Here is an 18492-nt window from a genome sequence, read left to right on the forward strand (position 1 = left end):
GGACGGCGGGCCCCTTTCCCGGGGCCGCCCTTAGTCCTTGAGTTCGGCCCAGCACCGAGTCCGGGCCGCTTCCAGGGCCGGACGCCGGTCTTCGGGTACCAGGGGTTCAACCTGGGCGAAAAAGTCAGCCAGAGCCCGCTCCACCCGTTCCCGGGGTAGGGCGGCCCCAGCCCCGGGGGCGGCCTGAACAGGCTGATCTAAAGCCTGGAGCAACTGGTACTTAGGGAAAAACCGGGGGCCTGCCGGACCGGTGCCGATCATGGGACCGGTTTTCACATATTCCTGGCCTTCAAAAAGAAAGCGGGCCCCCAGGGGCAAAAGGTGGATTTTCATGGCGCGGGGGGACGGCCCGGAGCCGTCCGGGGAGATAGGCTAGACAATATCCAGGTGGCCGATGCCGGCGGACAGATCCCGGTCCTTGGATTCCTTGCCGTTAAGCTTGATCTGGAGGCGCAGGTCGTTCAGGGAATCCGCATTGCGCAGGGCATCCTCGTAGGAAATTTTCCCCGCTTCGTAAAGCTCGAACAGGGACTGGTCGAAGGTCTGCATCCCCAGTTCCCGGGACTTTTTCATGATTTCCTTAATCTCCGCCACTTCCCCCTTGAAAATCAGGTCGGAAATGAGGGGGGAGTTGAGCATGATTTCGATGGCGGCGCAGCGCCCCTTGCCGTCCTTCAGGGGAATCAGGCGCTGGGAGACCAGGCCCCGGAGATTGAGGGACAGGTCCATGAGCAGCTGCTGACGCTTTTCTTCCGGGAAAAAGTTGATGATCCGGTCCAGGGCCTGATTGGTGGAATTGGCGTGGAGAGTGCCCATGGCCAAGTGGCCGGTTTCGGAAAAGGCGATGGCGTGTTCCATGGTTTCCCGATCCCGGATTTCCCCAATCAGGATCACATCCGGGGCCTGACGCAGGGTGTTTTTCAGGGCCGTTTCCCAGGAATCCGTATCCACCCCCACTTCCCGCTGGGTGATGATGCAGTTCCTGTGCTCATGGACATATTCCACCGGGTCTTCGATGGTAATGATGTGGCCGTAGGAGTTTTCGTTGCGGTAGCCGATCATGGCCGCCAGGGAAGTGGATTTCCCCGAGCCCGTACCCCCCACGAAGAGCACCAGACCCCGCTTGGTCATGGCCACGTCCTTCAGGACCGGCGGCAGCCCCAGGGCTTCCAGGGTGGGAATGGTAGTGTTGATGGTCCGGCAGACCACCCCGATGCGCCCCATTTGGACAAAGGCATTGACCCGGAAACGGCCAATGCCGGCGGGGGCAATGGCGAAATTGCATTCCTTATGGGCTTCGAATTCCGCTGCCTGGCGGTCATTCATGATGGCCCGGGCCAGTTCCGCCGTGTGCTGGGCCGACAGGGTCTGGTTGGAGACCGGGGTGAGCCGGCCATCCACCTTGATGGCCGGGGGAAACCCGGCGGTAATGAACAAATCCGAGCCCTTTTTGCTGACCATGAGGCGCAGCAAATCGTGCATGAAATTAAGCGCCTGATCCCGCTCCATACCTTATCTCCTCAACGCGCCGGGCATGGGCCCGGGCACGGCAACTGGGGGGCTTAAGCCCCGAACATGTCCTTATTCACCGCTTTGGCCTTGGCTTCCACGGGGGCCACCAGATTGCGGCGCACCAGATCCAGGAGGCATTGGTCCAGGGTCTGCATGCCGTAGGACTGGCCGGTCTGGATGGAGGAATACATCTGGGCCACCTTGTTTTCCCGGATCAGATTGCGGATAGCCGGGGTGCCCAGCATGATTTCGTGGGCCGCCACCCGACCGTTACCATCCTTGGTTTTCAGCAGGGTCTGGGAAATCACCGCCCGCAGGGATTCGGACAACATGGCCCGAATCATGTCCTTTTCCGCCGCCGGGAACACGTCGATGATCCGGTCCACCGTTTTGGCGGCAGAGGAAGTGTGCAGGGTGCCGAACACCAAGTGGCCCGTTTCCGCCGCGGTCATGGCCAGCCGGATGGTTTCCAAATCCCGCAATTCCCCCACCAGAATCACGTCCGGATCTTCCCGCAGGGCGGAACGCAGGGCGTTGTTGAAGGACAGGGTGTGGGGTCCCACTTCCCGCTGGTTGATCAGGCTCTTCTTGGCTTCATGCACGAATTCGATAGGGTCTTCCACGGTCAGGATGTGGCCGTAGAAGTTTTCGTTCACGTGATTCACCATGGCCGCCAGGGTGGTGGATTTCCCCGAGCCCGTGGGACCGGTGACCAGCACAATGCCCCGGGGATATTCGGCAATATCTTTGAAAATTTTCGGACAGTTGAGTTCTTCCAGGGTCAGGACCTTGGACGGAATGGTCCGGAACACGGCCCCGGCACCCCGATGCTGGACAAAGGCATTGACCCGGAAACGGGCCAGATTGGGGATTTCAAAGGAAAAGTCGCACTCCAGGTTTTCCTCGTAATGCTTACGCTGGGAGTCGCTCATGATGTCGTACACCATGGCATGCACATCCTTGTGCTCCATGGGGGGCAGGTTGATGCGGCGCACGTCGCCGTTAACCCGGATCATGGGCGGCAGGCCCGCGGAAAGGTGAAGGTCGGAAGCCTTGTTTTTGACCCCGAAAGCGAGAAGTTCGGTGATATCCATGGAGGAAGTCCGGGAAGGGGAGGAAGGGAGAGGCACCGGGCGGCCCCGGGAACGCCTCAGGCGGGGCCGGGAAGGGGGACGGTGCTATACTTTTGGGCTATAGGATAGCTTTGGATTATGACGCCAATTTTTGCCAACCTGCAAGCCGTGGGGGCCCGTCTGGACGGGGCTGCCCGGGCCGCCGGACGCCCCCCGGAAAGCATCCGCCTGCTGGCCGTGTCCAAGACCAAGCCCGCGGAAGACGTGGTGGCGGCGGTGGCCGCCGGGCAGACCGCCTTCGGGGAAAATTATGTCCAGGAAGGCTGCGCCAAAATCGGCCAGGTGGCCGATCTGCTTGCCGCCCAGGGCACCCCAACGGCCCTGGAATGGCACTTCATCGGCCCCCTGCAAAGCAATAAGACCCGGCCAGTGGCGGAAAACTTTGCCTGGGTCCACGCCATTGACCGGCTGAAAATCGCCCAGCGCCTCTCGGACCAACGCCCGGCGGAACTGCCGCCCCTCCAGGTCTGCGTGGAAGTGAATGTATCCGGGGAAGCCAGCAAGAGCGGCTGCGCCCCGGAAGAGGCCCTGGCCCTGTGTCAGGCCGTGGCCGCCCTGCCCCGCCTGCAATTGCGGGGCCTGATGGCCATCCCGGCCCCGGCGGAGGACGAGGCGGCCCAGCGCCTGCCCTTCCGCCGCCTGAAAGCCCTCTTCGACCAATTGCAACAAGCCGGTCTGCCGGTGGACACCCTGTCCATGGGCATGAGCCATGATCTGGAAGCCGCGGTGGCGGAAGGCGCCACCCTGGTACGTATCGGAACGGCCATTTTCGGGCCGCGAATCAAAAAGGAAATCCCATGAAAATCACTTTTCTCGGCGGCGGCAACATGGCCAATGCCCTCATCGGCGGCCTGGTCAACAAGGGCTTTGCCGGCAGCGACATCCGGGTCATCGATCTGAACAAGGAAAACCGGGAACGCCTGAGCAAAACCTACGGCCTCACCGCCTTTGCCAATGTGGAAGCCGCTGCCGTGAGCGGCAGCGACGTGGTGGTGCTGGCGGTCAAGCCCCAGCAGATGAAGGAAGCGGTGGCCCCCCTGGCGGGCCTGCTGCAAGCCTCCCAGCTGGTCCTCACCATCGCCGCCGGCCTGCCCCTGGCCGCCCTCTCCCGCTGGCTCAAGGGCCACAGCAACCTGGTGCGGGCCATGCCCAACACCCCGGCCCTCATTGGCGCCGGCATCACTGGCCTTTACGCCCTGCCCAAGGTCTCCGACAGCGACCGGGAAAACGCCGCCCGCATCGTTCAGGCCGTGGGGGAAACGGTGTGGATTCAGAACGAAGCCCAGATGGATTCCATCTGCGCCCTCTCCGGCAGCGGCCCGGCCTATGTCTTCCTGTTCATCGAAGCCTTGCAGGAAGCCGGGGCGGCCATGGGATTCAATGAAGAACAGTCCCGCCGCCTGGCCATCGAAACCGTCCTGGGCTCCGCCAAGCTGGCCGCCCAGTCCGACGAACCCGCCAGCATTCTGCGGGAACGGGTGACCTCCAAGGGGGGCACCACTGCCGCCGCCCTCACCGTGATGGGGGAACGGGGCACCAAGGAAGGCATTATTGCCGGGGTCCGGGCCGCCGAAGACCGGGGCCGGGAACTGGGCCAGCAACTGGGCGCGGCCTAAGGCTCCGCCGGGCTTGTCCCGGGGACCGCAGACGGCGGCCCAGGCCGCCCATTGCGCCCCAGGCATCAGGTAAATCCGGGCATCCCGGCCGATCCCTGCCCCTGGCCGGGCCCCCGTTCCTTCCTGGCCTTCCCCCCTTCTTTCCTGATTCCGAACCGGCCTCCGGCCGCCCTGAGAGAGACCCATCATGCTGACGGACATCCTGAGCCTGCTACTGGAAGCCTGCGCCGGATTTTTCGGCTATCTCCTGCTCCTGCGCTTTCTCCTCCAATGGCGTCGCGTTTCCTTCGCCAATCCCCTGGCCGAACTGACCATGCGCACCACCAACTGGGTGGTGCTGCCCCTGCGCCGGGTTCTGCCCGGGCTTTTGGGTCTGGATCTGGCCAGCCTGGTTCCCGCCTGGCTGCTCCAGGTGCTGGCCAAGTACATCCAGCTCCTGTTCAAAGCCGCCTCCCTGGGCGCCGCCCCTTTCCTGGCGGTGCCCGCCCTGGTCCTGGGGGTCTTTGAGGTACTCCACATGGGGGTCATGATCCTGGTGGTGGCCATGCTGCTCCAGGCCGTGCTGTCCTGGGTCAATCCCTACTCCCCCCTGTCCGCCCCGGTGGCCGCCCTCACCGATCCTCTGCTGCGCCCCATCCGCCGGGTGCTGCCCCCCATTGCCAATTTTGACCTGTCCCCCCTGGTGGCCCTGCTCATCGCCCAGGTGGTCTTCATTCTCCTGGCCTACGCCAAAGCGGCGGTCATGCCCCTGGTGTTCTGATGTGGGCCCGGCGCGGCCCGGAGGGCCGCCTCACCCTGAGCCTGCATATCCAGCCGGGGGCCCGCAAAACCGAAGTCATGGGCTTACACGGGGAAGCCCTGAAAATCCGCCTCGCCGCCCCGCCGGTGGACGGCAAGGCCAATGAGGCCCTGCTGGCCTTCCTGGCCAAAACCCTGGGCCTGCCCCGGGCCCGGATCAGCCTGAAAAGCGGCCAGACCAGCCGGGCCAAGGTGGTGGAAATTCTGGAGGCCCCGGCGGATACAGAATCCCGTCTCTGGCCCCAGGCCCCGGCCTGAAGGGGCTGGCGCCCAGTCCCTCGCTCCGCGGCCCCGAACCACCGCCTCACCCGCCGTCCCGCCAGCCCCCTTTTCCCGCCATTACCCCACGGCAAGCGCCTCCCTAAGCCAGCCCCAGGCGTTCCGCCACCGCCGCCGTGCGGCCCCGGCTGATGGGTACCCGACTGGCGGGGAAGGTGGCCATCACCACCCACTGCCGATCCCCTTCCTTTTCCAGACGGGCCGCATAGGCCATGGCGATGATGTGGCTGCGATGCACCCGGAGAAAGGCCCCTTCCGCCAGACGCCGTTCCAGGGCCGCCAGGCTCAGGTGGCAGAGAAAGGAATCCCGGGCCGTAAAAATCCGGGCGTAATGGCCTTCCGCCTGGAGATGAACCGCTTCCTCCAAATCCAGCAGCACCGTGGCGCCCCCCTGCAGCACAGGCAGCTTGGCCAGGGGACGGAGCCCGCTCACCGGGGCGGGCAGGGCCTGGCGCCCAGCCCGGGGCAAATCGTAGAAAAAGAGGCAAAAGCCTTCCAGACCCTGACGATCGCTTAGCGCCGTGAGTTTGATGAGCAGGGGCCGGTCCGGCACATTGATCATCATGGCCAGGGGCGAAGCATCCCCGGGGGCCTGGGCGGCGGCTTCCTGCAACAGCCAGGCGATTTTTCGCCGGGCGGGCTCCGGGTGAAATTCGGTTACCGGACGGCCGATCCAGTCCCGGTGGTAATGGCCCAGCACCTGTACCGCCAGGGGATTGGCGGAGCGTATGCGGCCCTGGCGATCCAGGATCACCACCCCGGGCTCCGCTTTCTGTAGCTGATATTCCAAACTTTCCATGGTTTCACTTTCCCGACCCGGCCGCCGTTCACGCCGCTCCGCCGCCGTTGGTGCAGACCGTCGGCTATTGGTGCATTGTCCCTTGTTCCCCGGCGCCTCCCCGGCACAATAGAGCCCATCTTACCTTTGGGAACCGGGACCATGGCCAAAATCGACCGCTACGAATCCTTCCAGGGCATCGACTGCTTCCGCAATGCCAGCGCCGTCATCGAGCGGGTGCTGCTCCATGTGAACGGCCCGGAAAAGACCAATATCTACTGGGAGTACTTCGTCAAAAAAATCCCGGAAGGCTATTACTCCCAGACTCCCACGGAAGACCTGCTCTATCTGGTCTGCTCCAACACCTACTACATTGAGGAGCTGTTCGAGAAATTCGAGGACCAGGAAGGCTTAAGCCGCCTGCAGAAATGTGAGCTGGAATGCTGCTGACCCAGTCCTTCCTCCCATAAAAAAGCCGGCAGTAAGCCGGCTTTTTGGTTCTGGGAATCCGGCCACAAGGGCCTGGATCAGGCCTGATACACCACCTGCCCCCCCACCAGGGTGCTGCGCACCCGACCCCGGAGCTCCCGGCCCAGGAAGGGGGTGTTGCGGCCCCGACTGCGCAGGGTGTCGGCCCCCACGGTCCATACCGCTTCCGGATCGAAGACGGTCACATCCGCCACCGCCCCCACGCTCAGATTGCCCGCATGGAGCCCGGCTACCGCCGCCGCGTCGCTGGTAATGCGGGCCAGGGCCTGGGGCAGGGCCACCCCGGCATCCTTGGCCCAGGCCAGGGTCAGGGGCAGGAGCAGTTCCAGGCCGATGGCACCGGGTTCCGCTTCGTCAAAGGGCAGGAGCTTGTCTTCCGCACTACGGGGATAGTGGTCGGAACAGATGGCCTGGATGGTGCCGTCGGCCACGGCCTGAACCAGGGCTTCCCGGTCCCCCTGGGTCCGCAGGGGCGGATCAAAGCGGGCCAGGGGATCGAAGTAGCCGATATCCTCTTCGGTGAGGTGGAGGTGATGCACATCCACGTCGCAGGTCACGGGCAGGCCCTGGGCCCGGGCGGCGGCCACCAGGCGCACCCCGGCGGCAGAGGAAAGGCGCATCAGGTGGAGGCGTACTCCGGTGGTCCGGGCCAGTTCCACCAGAGTGGCCACGGCCACGGTCTCGGCGGCCACGGGAATGCCAGCCAGCCCCAGGCGGGCCGACACTTCCCCGTCGTGGGCCACCCCATCCCGGGACAGGGTGTAGTCCTCGGGTTGGAGCCACACCGCGTAACCGTAGGTGGCGGCGTATTGCATGGCCCGCAGCAGGGCCTGGAAGTCGGTCACCGGAGAGGAGGCCTGGGACATGGCGATACAACCGGCACCGGTGAGGCCGGCCATGGCCGCCAGACTCTGACCTTCCAGCCCCTGGGTCAGGGCCCCCAGGGGACGCACCCGGGCTTGGCCCTGGGCCTTGGACAGGCGCACCAGGCGTTCCACTAGGCCGGGTTCATCCAGTACCGGCTTGGTGTCCGGGGGGCAGACCAGGGTGGTGACACCGCCGGCTACGGCGGCCTGCAATTCGCTGTCCAGATTGGGCAAGCGGGCGGAAAGATCCACCAGTCCGGGGCAAACCACCGCTCCGGCGGCGTCTAGTTCCCGGTCCGCCGTGAAACCGACGGGGGCCGCGCCCACGGCGGCCACCCGGCCATCGGCCAGATAGAGGTTGTGCTGGCCGTCCACCCCGTTGGCGGGATCAATAAGGCGGCCGTTTTTGATAAGAATGTTCATGATCTTCAGTTTCCGGCGAGGATGCCCATTACCGCCATGCGCACGGCGATGCCAAAGGTGACCTGGTTGAGGATGACGGCCTGGGGACCATCGGCCACGGCGGAATCGATTTCCACCCCCCGGTTCATGGGGCCCGGGTGCATCACAATGGCGTCCGGCTTGGCCAGGGCCAGCCGTTCCGGGGTCAGGCCGTAGCTCTTGAAGTATTCCCCGGCGGAGGGCAGCAGGGCCCCGTTCATCCGTTCATTTTGCAGGCGCAACATGATGATCACGTCGCAGTCCTTGAGGCCTTCATCCATGTCGTAAAAGACCCGCACCCCCAGGGTTTCCAGGTAGCCGGGCAACAGGGTCTTGGGTCCCACCGCCCGGATTTCTCCGCAGCCCAGGGTACGCAGGGCGTGGAGATCGGAACGGGCCACCCGGGAGTGGAGAATGTCCCCCACAATGGCCACCCGCAGACCGGTGAAGTCCTTTTTGTAGTGGCGGATGGTGTACATGTCCAGGAGCCCCTGGGTGGGGTGGGCGTGGCGCCCGTCCCCCGCATTCACCACGTGGATGTCGTCCCGGCCCATGCGGTGGAGATGCTCCGCAATGAGGAAGGGGGCGCCAGAACTGGCGTGGCGCACCACGAACATGTCCGCGTGCATGGAGCAGAGGTTGTCGATGGTATCCAGCAGGGTTTCCCCCTTGGCCGTACTGGAGCGGGACACGTCCAGATTGATCACATCGGCGGAAAGGCGCTTGGCGGCAATTTCGAAAGTGGTCCGGGTACGGGTGGAGTTTTCGAAAAAGAGGTTAAAAACGCTCTTACCCCGCAGCAGGGGCACCTTTTTCACTTCCCGGTCGGACACTTCCAGGAAGGAAGAGGCCGTATCCAGCACCTGATTGACCACTTCCAAGGGCAGTTTTTCGGTGGACAGGAGGTGTTGCAAACCGCCTTCCGCATTCAATTGGGGATTACGCACGCTCCTGACCTCCCAGCTTCCAGTACAAACGGCCATCTTCCTGCCGTCCCAAAATCAATTCTTCCCCGTCTCCCAGCTGCACGTCCCAGACACAGAACTGGGGAGCGATGGGCAGTTCCCGCTCGCCCCGATCCGCCAGCACGGCCAGATCGATGCGGGCCGGACGGCCGTAGTCGAACAATTCGTTAATGGCCGCCCGGGTGGTACGGCCGGTGTAGAGCACGTCATCCACCAGAATCAGGGGCCGGCCTTCCACCTCGAAGGGGATGGCACTGGGCTTAACCTGGGGATGGAGGCCCTTGGCGGCGAAATCGTCCCGGTAAAAGGACACATCCACCGTGCCGGTGGCTTCGCTGACGCCGAGCAGGCTGCGCAGGCGTTCCGCGATCCAGGCGCCGCCGCTGTGGATTCCCACCAGAGCCGTGTCCGGCGTCAGGTGGGGGCGGATGCGGTCGGCCAGGGTGGCCAACTGGGCTTCCGCATCGGGAAGGGTATCAATGGGCATCGAAATAACTTTGCAGGATAAGTTGGGCCGCCACGGCATCCAGATGGGCCTTGGCGGTTTTGGCGGAATGACCGGTCTCGCGCAAGCGCTCCTCGGCATCCAGAGAGGTCAGCCGTTCATCGGCATAGGCCACGGGCAGATTGAAACGGCCCCGCAGCTGATTGGCGAAACGGGTGCAGCGGGCGGTCATGGCGTGGGCTTCCCCGTCCAGGGAGACGGGCAGGCCCACCACCAGCAGCACGGGACGCCATTCATCCAGCAGGGCCTGGATGGCGCCGAAACGTTCCTGGTTGGAGGGGGCGTGCAGGGTGGTGAGGGGATGGGCCTGGCCCAGCAGGGTTTCCCCGATGGCCACGCCGATGCGCTTTTCCCCGAAATCGAAGGCCAGCACCGTGCCGCTCGGGGTCTGGAGGGGGGGGTGCAGCGCCGCCTCAGGCATGCCCGGCTCCCCCGGCCAGATTGGCGAAATCAATGCCCAGGGCCAGCATGGCGGAGGCCAGACGTTCCTCCGGCGGCAGGTTAAACAGCACCTCTTCCTCCGCCGCCACCGTCAGCCAGGCATTCTGGGCCAGTTCGTTCTCCAGCTGGCCCGCCGCCCAGCCTGCGTAACCCAGGGTCATGATCACGTCCCGGGGCACCCCGTCCTGGCCCATGGACACCAGAATGTCCCGGGAACTGGTGAGGCCCACCCGGTCGGTGACCTTAAGGGTGGACTGCCAGGGCCCCAGGGGGCGATGGAGCACAAAGCCCCGGTCAGTCTGGACCGGCCCGCCGAAATAGACGGGCAGATCCCCATAGCCTTCCGCCTGGAGGGGCACATCCACCTTTTCGAAAAGCTGGGCCAGGGTCATGTCGATGGGCCGGTTCACCACCACTCCCAGGGCTCCCTGGTCGTTGTGTTCGCACACATAGACCAGGGATTTGGCGAAATAGGGGTCCGCCATCGCCGGCATGGCGATGAGGAAGTGGTTGGTGAGATTGACGCTGGGCATGGCGGCTCGAATTTTAATCCGGGAGAGGTGGGGAACAAAGCGCTTTCGCCCCCGCCTTTCCGGGAGTGGGGCGGGAAAGGCCACCGGGCGGGGCCCCGCCCCCATTTGGGCAGGAGGGGCTGACACCAGAGTACAGGAAGGCGGACGGAGGAACCACCCGGGGCTAGAGACATGGGCCCGGGTAGTCTGGCTATCCGGGAAATGACGCCCCCGGAGCCCATCAGAAAGCCGCCCCCACCCCTCAACAGCCCCACGAAAGCCAAGGCCCACCCCACCTTCCTAAGTACGGACAACAGGGGCTATGGGCCCGCCCCCGTTGCTCCCCGGCCCGGCTGAGGTATGCTTGACGGCCCCGGGCATTACCCCGTTCCCCGCCTTTTCCCACATGCTCGACAAAGCCCTCGTCTGGTTCCGCCGGGACCTGCGCAATTTCGACCACGCCGCCCTCCATGCCGCCCTCACTGGTGCCCGGCAGGTCTGGTGTGTGTTCGTTTTCGACCGGGACATTCTGGCGCCCCTCCCCCATCCCCTGGATCGGCGGGTGGAATTCATTCACCGCAGCGTGGTGGAACTCCACGCCGCCCTCGCGGCCCAGGGTGGCGGCCTGATCCTGCGCCACGGCCGCCCGGTGGAGGAAATTCCCGCCCTGGCCCGGCAGCTGGGCGTCCAGGGAGTATTCGCCAACCGGGATTACGAGCCCCAGGCCAAGGTCCGGGACCGGCAGGTGGAGACCGCCCTGGCGGCTGAGGGGATTAGCCTGCATCTGAGTAAGGATCAGGTGCTTTTTGACGGGGACGAAGTCCTGACCCGGAGCGGCAATCCCTATACCATTTTCACCCCCTACAAAAACGCCTGGCTGGCCCGTCTCGCCGCCCCCGAGGGGGACTTTTTCCTGCGCCCCTATCCCATTGAGGCCCACGCCCACCGCCTGGCGCCCCTGCCTCCCGGAGAAAGCTCCCTGTCCCTGGCCGATCTGGGTTTTGCCCCCACGGACCTGGATAAATTAGGCGTGACGCCGGGCATGGCCGGGGCCCAGGAACGCTGGGAGGATTTTCTGCCTCGCCTGGACGCCTACGGGGAAAAGCGGGATTTCCCCGCCCGCAAGGGAGTTTCCTACCTCTCGCCCCATCTCCGCTTCGGCACCCTGTCCCTGCGCCACCTGGCCGCCCAGGCCTGGCGCCAGGGCACAGCAGGGGCCACCACTTGGCTGGCCGAATTGGCCTGGCGAGACTTCTATTTCATGCTCCTGGATCATTTTCCCCAGTTGCCGGAGCGCTGCTTCAAACCCGAATTCGACGCCCTGGAATGGGACCAGGCCCCCCATCTGCTGGCGGCCTGGCAGGCAGGAGAAACGGGCTATCCCCTGGTGGATGCGGCCATGCGCCAGCTGACCCACTGCGGCTGGATGCACAACCGGCTGCGCATGGTCACCGCCTCCTTCCTCACCAAGGATCTGGGCCTGGACTGGCATCTGGGGGAAGCCCACTTCGCCCGGCACTTGCTGGATTTCGACCTGGCCGCCAACAACGGGGGCTGGCAATGGGCTGCCTCCACGGGCTGCGACGCCCAACCCTGGTTCCGCATTTTCAATCCGGTCACCCAATCGGAGAAATTCGATCCCCGGGGAGAATTCATCCGCCGCTATCTGCCCGAGCTAGCCCGGGTGCCGGACCGATACATCCACGCCCCCTGGCTCATGAGTGCCGCAGAGCAAGCGACCTGTGGCCTGCGCATCGGCAAGGATTACCCGGCCCCGGTGGTGGATCACGCCCAGGCCCGGCAGCGCACCCTGGCCCGCTTTGAGGCCGTCAAGCACCAGGGCAAAACCGCCCTCTAGGGCCCCTGGGCGCTTCCCAACGGAAGGAAAAGGAGGCGCCGCCCGCCCAAACAAAAGCCCCCTGCCGGAAGGGAGGGGGCTTGGGGAGGGAGAAAATCCGGGCCTAGACCGGTTTCACCCCGGTGTAGCCCCGGACCAGTTCCAGCAATTCATCTTCCCGGTAGGGCTTGCCCAGGTAGTTGTTCACCCCGATTTCGAAGGCGTAATTGCGGTGCTTATCTGCCGTCCGGGAGGTGATCATGATAATGGGGATGGCCTTCAGCCGAGCGTCGGCCCGCACATTGCGGGTCAGGTCGAAACCGTCCATGCGGGGCATTTCGATATCCACCAGGAGCACGTCGGGCAGGGTATCGATCATCTTTTCCAGAGCATCCACCCCGTCCTTGGCGGTAACCACGTGGAAACCTTCCCGGGTCAGGAGACGGCTGGTGATTTTGCGCACCGTCAGGGAGTCATCCACCACCATGACCGTGGGCAGGGTAGCGGTGACGCTCTCGGCTTCCGGCACGGGCGCCGCGGCCCCTGGCGCGGGGGTAGGCGCCACGCCAACGGCGGGAGCGGGAGTAGCGGTGGCCCGGGACACGGCCAGGGCCACCGGGTTCAGGATCAACAGCACCTGACCGTCCCCCAGTACCGTAGCGCCTGCAATGCCCACCACCCGGGCCAGTTGGGGCCCCACGTTTTTCACCACAATTTCCTGATTGCCGTCCAGTTCATCCACCTGGACCGCGGTGCGCTGGCTGCCGCTGCGCAGGTAGAGCACCCAGGAGAGGCGCCGGGGCTCGGGCTGGGCGCCCTTGTCCCCGAGCAGGTGGGGAAGGAAGTAGTAGGGATAGTGGTTGCCCATCCACACCGCTTCCCCGGCCTGACGCACGGTCTCCAGGCTGGAGGCGGAAATTTCCTGAACCTGTTCGATCAGGGCGGAAGGCACGGCATAACGCTGGCTGCCCACCCGCACGATGAGAGCCTGGGTAATGGCCAGGGTGAGGGGCAGATAGATGCGGAAGGTCAGACCCTTGCCCGCCTCGGACTGCAATTCCACCCGTCCCCCCAGGTTACTCACCTCGGTGCGCACCACGTCCATGCCCACGCCCCGGCCCGCCACCTGGGTCACCACCCCGGCGGTGGAAAAGCCGGGAGTGAAGATGAAGTCGGCCAGACGGGCGTTATCCACCGTTTCCCCAGGACTGAGCAGGCCCATGGATTCGGCCTTGGCGCGGATTTTATCCAGGTCCAGACCTGCCCCATCGTCGCTCAGGGACAGAATAATTTCGTTGCCCTGCTGGGCGGCCTTGAGCAGCACCGCCCCGGCTTCCGGCTTACCCAGCCCGGTCCGCACCTCCGGCGCTTCCACCCCGTGGGCCACCGCATTGCGCAGCATGTGTTCCAGGGGCGCCACCATTTTGTCCAGCACCCCCCGATCCAGTTCCACCTGACCGCCCTGGATGTCCAGGCTGACCTTCTTGCCCAATTCCCGGGCAGTCTGGCGCACCAGCCGTTGCAGGCGCTCGGCCTGGCTGGCAAAGGGCACCATGCGGACACTCATCAGTTCCTGCTGCAATTCCCGGTTAAGCCGGGCCTGGGCGACGATGGCCGCATTGGCCTCGTCCAGGTTTTTCAACAGATTCTGCTGCACCGTGGCCACGTCATTCACCGACTCGGCCATCATCCGGGTCAATTCCTGGAAGTGGGTAAACCGGTCCAGTTCCAGGGGATCGAAATCCGCCTGATGTTCCGTGGCCTGGGCCTGACGGGCCTGAATCTGGGTTTCGGCCTGGATTTCCACTTCCCGCACCTGGCGGCGCAGACGGATGACGTTTTCCGTCAAATCCAGGAGGGAATCCTTCAGGCTGCGCATTTCCCCTTCGATCCGGGAACGGGCGATGGAAATTTCCCCAGCCTCATTCACCAGCCGGTCCACCAGATCCGCCCGCACCCGCAGATTGGCCTTGAGGGCAGCGGTTTCCGCCTCCAGGTCGGGCATGGCGGGCACCACCCCGGGAGCCACGGGCCGCACCCCCATCACCCCGGGCTGGGGTTCGGGGGCGGGCGCCGGGGCGGCTTCTTGAGCAGGAATCTCCGGCACGGGGGCAGGGGCCGGTTCGGCCTCCGCCGCTTGTTCGTGCGCTTGTTCCGCCGCCCCATTCCCCATTTGTTCCGCCGGAATTTCGGCGGGAAGCTCGGGGGCGACCTCCGTACTGGCAATCCCTGGGGCAGCCGCCTCGGGATTCACCGGCGCTTCCTCCGGAGACTCGGTTTCCAAAGCCGCAACAGGCTCCGGCACCCCTAGGGCGGCCGGTAGCTCGTCTCCGGCGGTTTCCCCAGCATCAGCCAGGGTGGTTTCCTGCGCCGGTGCAGGCGTTTCTGTGGCCTCGGCAACGCCAAGGTCCCCATCAACAGGCGCATCCCCTTCCGGAGTCTCCAGGGCAGGAGCCGGGCTTTCGTCCCAGACACCGTCGTCCCCGCTATCCGGCAATTCGGGCAAGGAAATTTCTTCGGCGGGCAGTTCTTCCGTGCCCTCTTCCGCCGCCAGTTCTTCCAGGGATACCTGGGGCTCGGTGGCGGCTTCAGATAGGGCCGGGGGTTCGGGCAGGTCGATGGCTTCCGTTTCGGGCACAGGGGCACCAGTGACCGAGACCTCCAGCCCTTCCGCCAGGCTCAGTTCCTCGGCGGAGGCGGGCACTTCCAGCGCGGGCTCAAGCGCGGTTGCTCCGGGAACGGCGGGCGCCGCCGGAGCATCGGCCTGGGCGGGCACCACGGCGGGCACATCGGGCCGTTCCCCCTGTTGCAGCCGATCCACGATCTGGGCAATGACGTCGAAATCGGCCTGGACGTCGTCGATGGCTTCCGGGGTCACCGCCCCGGATTTATAGGCCTGTTCCACCCGGCTTTCCAGGGCGTGGGTCAGATCCCCCAGGGCCATGGCCCCGGCCATCCGGGCGCTGCCCTTGAGGGTGTGGAGCAGGCGCCCCAGGGCATGGCCCACATCCCCGTCATCCGGCCGTTCCCGCCAGGCTTCCAGCTGGGTGTTGATGTTCTGCACCAAATCCTGGGCTTCTTCCAGGAAAATGGGCAGCAACTGGTCGTCCAGCTCGTCCTGGGCGTCCCCGCTGGGTTCGGGCAGACCGGGGATTACCGCCGGAATGTCCTCCTGGGGCACACACACTTCCCCCGGAATAGGCGCAGGGTAGAGGCTTTCCAGGGCGTCGATGAGCAGGGGCTCGGCCACCGGAGGCTGCTGCTCGGCCACGGCGGCTACCATGTCTTCCAGGGAAGAGATGGACAGGCGCACCGTTTCCAGGGCTTCCAGGCTGGCGGGCTGGGCCGCCTGCTGGCGCCGCAGCAGGGCTTTTTCCAGGGCATGGGAGAGTTCGTTGATGGCCGTCAGGCCCACGGTGGCGGCAATGCCCGCCAGGGTGTGGGCCGCCCGGGCCATGGGCTCGGGGGTGGGCATAGCGGGAGCCGTTTCCAGCTCCCCGAACTGCTGTTGCAGGGTGACCAGATGGCCCCGGGCCTCATCCAGGAAAATCTGGTAGAGGGTGGCGGAAATGGTCAGGGTCAGCTTGGGCTTGGCCAGTACCTCTTCCGGGACAGGAGCAAAAGGAGCGGCAGCTTCGGCGGCAAGCGGCGCCTCGGGGGCGGAAAAGTCCAGGTCGGGCAGGGGGCTTTCCAGGGCCGGTTCGGCCGGGGCCTCGTCCCCATCGTCCAGGGGCGGCAGGCCGAAATTGATGACCGTTTCTTCCAGGGAGGGGGAAGTTTCCGCTTCCGGCACCACCGGGGCGGGCGCCACTTCCGGCTCTTCCACGGCGGGGGCGGCGGGGGTTTCGGCCAGACGCATCCGGTCCGCTTCCCCAATCAGGGCGGTAGGGTCGGGGACCGTGCCCTGGTGGCTTTCCAGGTAATGCACCCAGTCCCCGAAGAGGGCGTGGGCCTTTTCAATGAGGGCAAAGAGCGGGTCGGAAACCCCATATTCCTGGCGCAGCCAGAGATTGAGCACCTGCTCGATGGCCCAGGCGGTTTCCCCCAGATCCTTGAGGCCCACCATGCGGCCCGAACCCTTCAGGGTGTGGAAGCCCCGCCGGATATTGGTGAGGAAGTCCGCATTCTGAGGCTGCTGGTGGAGCAGGCCGATGTGTTCGCCAATGGTGGCCAGCACTTCCTGGGCTTCTTCCAGGAAGATGGAAAGGAGTTCCGCGTCCAGCTCTTCGCCGGAAGCCTGGGACAGGGCCAGGGTTTCGGCGGAGGGGGCGGGGGCGGCAGCGCTGGGGCCTTGCAGGGTGGCCACCGCGGCTTCCAAATGGGGCACCGCTTCCCCGTGGGCGGGGGGCGTGGCTTCCAGGGCGGAGAGGGCCGCTTTGGCCTGTTCCCCCAGGGTTTTGTCCGCCACCAGATCCGCGCCCTTTTGCAGGGATTCCAGATTTTCCTTCAATTCCTGGCGCAGGGACGGATCGGCGGGCTGTTCTTTCAGGGCGGAAAGCAGGTTCTGGGTTTCCCGCTTTTGCTTGACCAGCTCCTGCTCCACGGAAGGCATCACGGCCGCCGCTTCCGGCAGAGGGTCCGCCTCCTGGGTATCAGGCTGGGGCCCCAGATGGTGGGTGAAGGCGGTGAAATCCGCCGTACCCTTGGCCAGTTCCCGGGGCAGGGCCTCCACAAAGAAGCCGAGAGCGGAAAGCTGGTCGGCCACCCCTTCGAAATCCTGCTCCGTCGGCTGGTAGTCGTCCTGGGCGAAGCGGTCCACCTGGGCGGCGCAATCCCGCAGGGCGTTGGCGGCGGCTTCCTGGCCGAGCATACTCAGGGCGCCCACGGCCTGCTTGAGCAGGGCCTGGGCACTGGCCAGATCGTCCCGCCGGCTCGGGTCCCGGAAAAAGCTGTCCAGCACCTGTTCGATCTGAACCAGATTGGACTGGATTTCCTTGGCTACCTGGCTGTTAAGGAGCTTTTCCTGGGCCTGCCGGGACATTTCGTCCAGGCCCGGCACCTCGGCGCCAGCGGCGGGAGGCGTACCCGCCAGACAGGCGGACAGGCGGGCGGTCATGACCTCCACCTGATGGGGGAAATCGGCGCCCAGACGATGGAAATTTTCCAGGGCCTGGCTGACCAGCAGAATGGCGGTGGCCATTTCCATGGCCAGGGCTTCGCTGTGCCGGGAAGGCTGGGCCGCCACCCAGGCGGCAGCCTGGGCCAGGGCATCCGCCAGATGGGCCAGATCGGGCTGTTGCAAGCCCCGACAGCCCTGGGCCAAGGCACCGGTCTGATCCTTGAAGGTCCCCAGGGCGGAGGCGCTGCCGGCGCAGAACTTGCCCCAGGCTTCTTCCCCGCTCACCACCACTTCCCGCAGACGGCGCAGGAGGCCATCCTGGGGCGGACGTTCCGGGCGGCCAGCACTCTGCTGTGCAGGCAGCAGGGAGGTAAGGCCGTAGGATTGTTGTACCGCCGCCACCGCCGGGTCCGCCCCGTCGCTCTGGGCCACCTTGTAGAGCACGTCCCGCAGCAGGCGTTCGGCGAAATTTCGGGAGCCTTCGATGAGGCGGCGAATTTGCAGGTCGATGCGGGCGCAGAGGGATTTCACGTCCGTGCCTGCCGCCAGACTGCCTGCGGCCAGGGCCGCCAGGAAGCCCTGGGAGGCCCACCAGAAAGCCCGGGCCGACGGCACGTCTTCCTGGCTGGATTCGATGGCCGCCAGGGCCTGGCCCATGGTGGTCAGCCCAGCCCGGTCGCCCCGCAGCCAGGCCAGCAGGCCCCGCTGGAACAGGGCCCGTTGTTTTTTCAGATGTTTGGTCAGGGCCGCCGGGGCCAGGGGGGCCACCGGGGCGCTGCGCCGGGGAGGACGCACGGACAGGTCCGGGTAAAACAGGTCGGCACCACCGGCACTGTCCACACCCCGAGCCCGCTGCACTTCCTCATAGAGATCCAAAAGCCGCAGGGGCTGGTTGGGCTCCCCATTGAGGAGGTCGTCCAGATAGCGACGAATGGCCTGGAAGGCCCGGCGCACCAAGGCCAGGGCCGGTGCATCGGCAGGGCGCTTGCCCTGCTCCAGATCGTCCAGTTCCCCTTCCACCGCCTCGATGAACTGGGTCACCCCGTCCAGACCCACGATGGTCAGAGCGCCCTGGACCTGGTGCAGATGGGTACGGGCAAACTTGATCTGGGTGAGATCGCCGCCTTCGGCCGACTCATATTGGCCCAGGGCCTGCTCGGCCCGATCCAGGGCCGCGTCGATTTCCCCCTTCACCCAGGTGAGGGGCCCCACATCAAATTCGCTTGCTGCCGTCATCAGTGGCTTTCGTTTGAGTCAGGGG

16 protein-coding genes are annotated in these 18492 nt (G+C 65.3%); 6 read left to right on the forward strand and 10 right to left on the reverse strand.

Annotation, left to right across the window (positions count from 1 at the left end):
* Positions 1 to 30: 30 nt before the first annotated feature.
* The 3 genes from Azoinq_RS05790 to Azoinq_RS05800 are packed head-to-tail and all read right to left on the reverse strand — an operon-like array spanning position 31 to position 2606.
* The gene (locus Azoinq_RS05790) at positions 31 to 333 is read right to left on the reverse strand and encodes a hypothetical protein (protein WP_216131149.1); all 303 of its coding nucleotides are present in this window, start codon (positions 331 to 333) and stop codon (positions 31 to 33) included.
* A gap of 39 nt (positions 334 to 372) precedes the next feature.
* Positions 373 to 1509 (reverse strand): PilT/PilU family type 4a pilus ATPase, encoded by a 1137-nt coding sequence (locus Azoinq_RS05795; RefSeq protein ID WP_216131146.1) that lies wholly within the window; start codon positions 1507 to 1509, stop codon positions 373 to 375.
* A 53-nt stretch (positions 1510 to 1562) separates the two neighbouring features.
* Positions 1563 to 2606: a type IV pilus twitching motility protein PilT gene (locus Azoinq_RS05800; RefSeq protein WP_216131143.1), complete on the reverse strand. Its 1044-nt coding sequence runs from the start codon at positions 2604 to 2606 to the stop codon at positions 1563 to 1565.
* 117 nt (positions 2607 to 2723) lie between these two features.
* Between Azoinq_RS05800 and Azoinq_RS05805 the strand changes: the two genes are divergently transcribed.
* The 4 genes from Azoinq_RS05805 (at position 2724) to Azoinq_RS05820 (ending at position 5317) form a co-directional block, all read left to right on the forward strand.
* Positions 2724 to 3446 (forward strand): YggS family pyridoxal phosphate-dependent enzyme, encoded by a 723-nt coding sequence (locus tag Azoinq_RS05805; protein WP_216131140.1) that lies wholly within the window; start codon positions 2724 to 2726, stop codon positions 3444 to 3446.
* A complete protein-coding gene (gene proC / locus Azoinq_RS05810; protein WP_216131137.1) occupies positions 3443 to 4261 on the forward strand; it encodes a pyrroline-5-carboxylate reductase in 819 nt (272 codons plus the stop codon). Before Azoinq_RS05805 ends, proC begins: the two co-directional genes overlap by 4 nt.
* Positions 4262 to 4448: 187 nt before the next feature.
* Positions 4449 to 5021, forward strand: coding sequence for a YggT family protein (locus tag Azoinq_RS05815; RefSeq protein WP_216131134.1), 573 nt, complete (start codon positions 4449 to 4451; stop codon positions 5019 to 5021).
* Positions 5021 to 5317: a DUF167 domain-containing protein gene (locus tag Azoinq_RS05820; RefSeq protein ID WP_216131131.1), complete on the forward strand. Its 297-nt coding sequence runs from the start codon at positions 5021 to 5023 to the stop codon at positions 5315 to 5317. The genes Azoinq_RS05815 and Azoinq_RS05820 overlap by 1 nt, the downstream gene beginning before the upstream one ends.
* A 103-nt stretch (positions 5318 to 5420) precedes the next feature.
* On the opposite strand, the gene Azoinq_RS05825 is transcribed toward Azoinq_RS05820, so the two are convergent.
* Entirely contained in the window at positions 5421 to 6137 is a 717-nt protein-coding gene (locus Azoinq_RS05825) for a PAS domain-containing transcriptional regulator (RefSeq protein ID WP_216131128.1), read from the reverse strand.
* A gap of 141 nt (positions 6138 to 6278) precedes the next feature.
* Between Azoinq_RS05825 and cowN the strand changes: the two genes are divergently transcribed.
* A complete protein-coding gene (gene cowN / locus Azoinq_RS05830; protein ID WP_216131124.1) occupies positions 6279 to 6566 on the forward strand; it encodes a N(2)-fixation sustaining protein CowN in 288 nt (95 codons plus the stop codon).
* A gap of 77 nt (positions 6567 to 6643) precedes the next feature.
* Here cowN and Azoinq_RS05835 read toward each other — a convergent pair whose 3' ends face one another.
* The 5 genes from Azoinq_RS05835 to Azoinq_RS05855 are packed head-to-tail and all read right to left on the reverse strand — an operon-like array spanning position 6644 to position 10356.
* The gene (locus Azoinq_RS05835) at positions 6644 to 7894 is read right to left on the reverse strand and encodes a dihydroorotase (RefSeq protein WP_216131121.1); all 1251 of its coding nucleotides are present in this window, start codon (positions 7892 to 7894) and stop codon (positions 6644 to 6646) included.
* Positions 7895 to 7899: 5 nt separating this feature from the next.
* Positions 7900 to 8859, reverse strand: a complete 960-nt coding sequence (locus Azoinq_RS05840; RefSeq protein ID WP_269751310.1) for an aspartate carbamoyltransferase catalytic subunit — start codon at positions 8857 to 8859, stop codon at positions 7900 to 7902.
* Positions 8852 to 9364, reverse strand: coding sequence for a bifunctional pyr operon transcriptional regulator/uracil phosphoribosyltransferase PyrR (pyrR, locus tag Azoinq_RS05845; RefSeq protein ID WP_216131117.1), 513 nt, complete (start codon positions 9362 to 9364; stop codon positions 8852 to 8854). The genes Azoinq_RS05840 and pyrR overlap by 8 nt, the downstream gene beginning before the upstream one ends.
* Entirely contained in the window at positions 9354 to 9803 is a 450-nt protein-coding gene (gene ruvX / locus Azoinq_RS05850; protein WP_216131114.1) for a Holliday junction resolvase RuvX, read from the reverse strand. The genes pyrR and ruvX overlap by 11 nt, the downstream gene beginning before the upstream one ends.
* Positions 9796 to 10356 carry a YqgE/AlgH family protein gene (locus Azoinq_RS05855; RefSeq protein WP_216131111.1) on the reverse strand — a complete coding sequence of 187 codons (561 nt, stop codon included), beginning with the start codon at positions 10354 to 10356 and terminating at the stop codon, positions 9796 to 9798. Before Azoinq_RS05855 ends, ruvX begins: the two co-directional genes overlap by 8 nt.
* Before the next feature lie 385 nt (positions 10357 to 10741).
* Here Azoinq_RS05855 and Azoinq_RS05860 point away from each other — a divergent pair, with 385 nt between their 5' ends.
* Entirely contained in the window at positions 10742 to 12193 is a 1452-nt protein-coding gene (locus Azoinq_RS05860; RefSeq protein ID WP_216131108.1) for a cryptochrome/photolyase family protein, read from the forward strand.
* Positions 12194 to 12296: 103 nt separating this feature from the next.
* Here the strand turns inward: Azoinq_RS05860 and Azoinq_RS05865 are convergent, their stop codons facing one another.
* Entirely contained in the window at positions 12297 to 18467 is a 6171-nt protein-coding gene (locus Azoinq_RS05865) for a hybrid sensor histidine kinase/response regulator (RefSeq protein ID WP_216131104.1), read from the reverse strand.
* Positions 18468 to 18492: the final 25 nt, after the last annotated feature.

The organism is Azospira inquinata, from assembly GCF_018905915.1.
Lineage (GTDB): Bacteria > Pseudomonadota > Gammaproteobacteria > Burkholderiales > Rhodocyclaceae > Azospira > Azospira inquinata.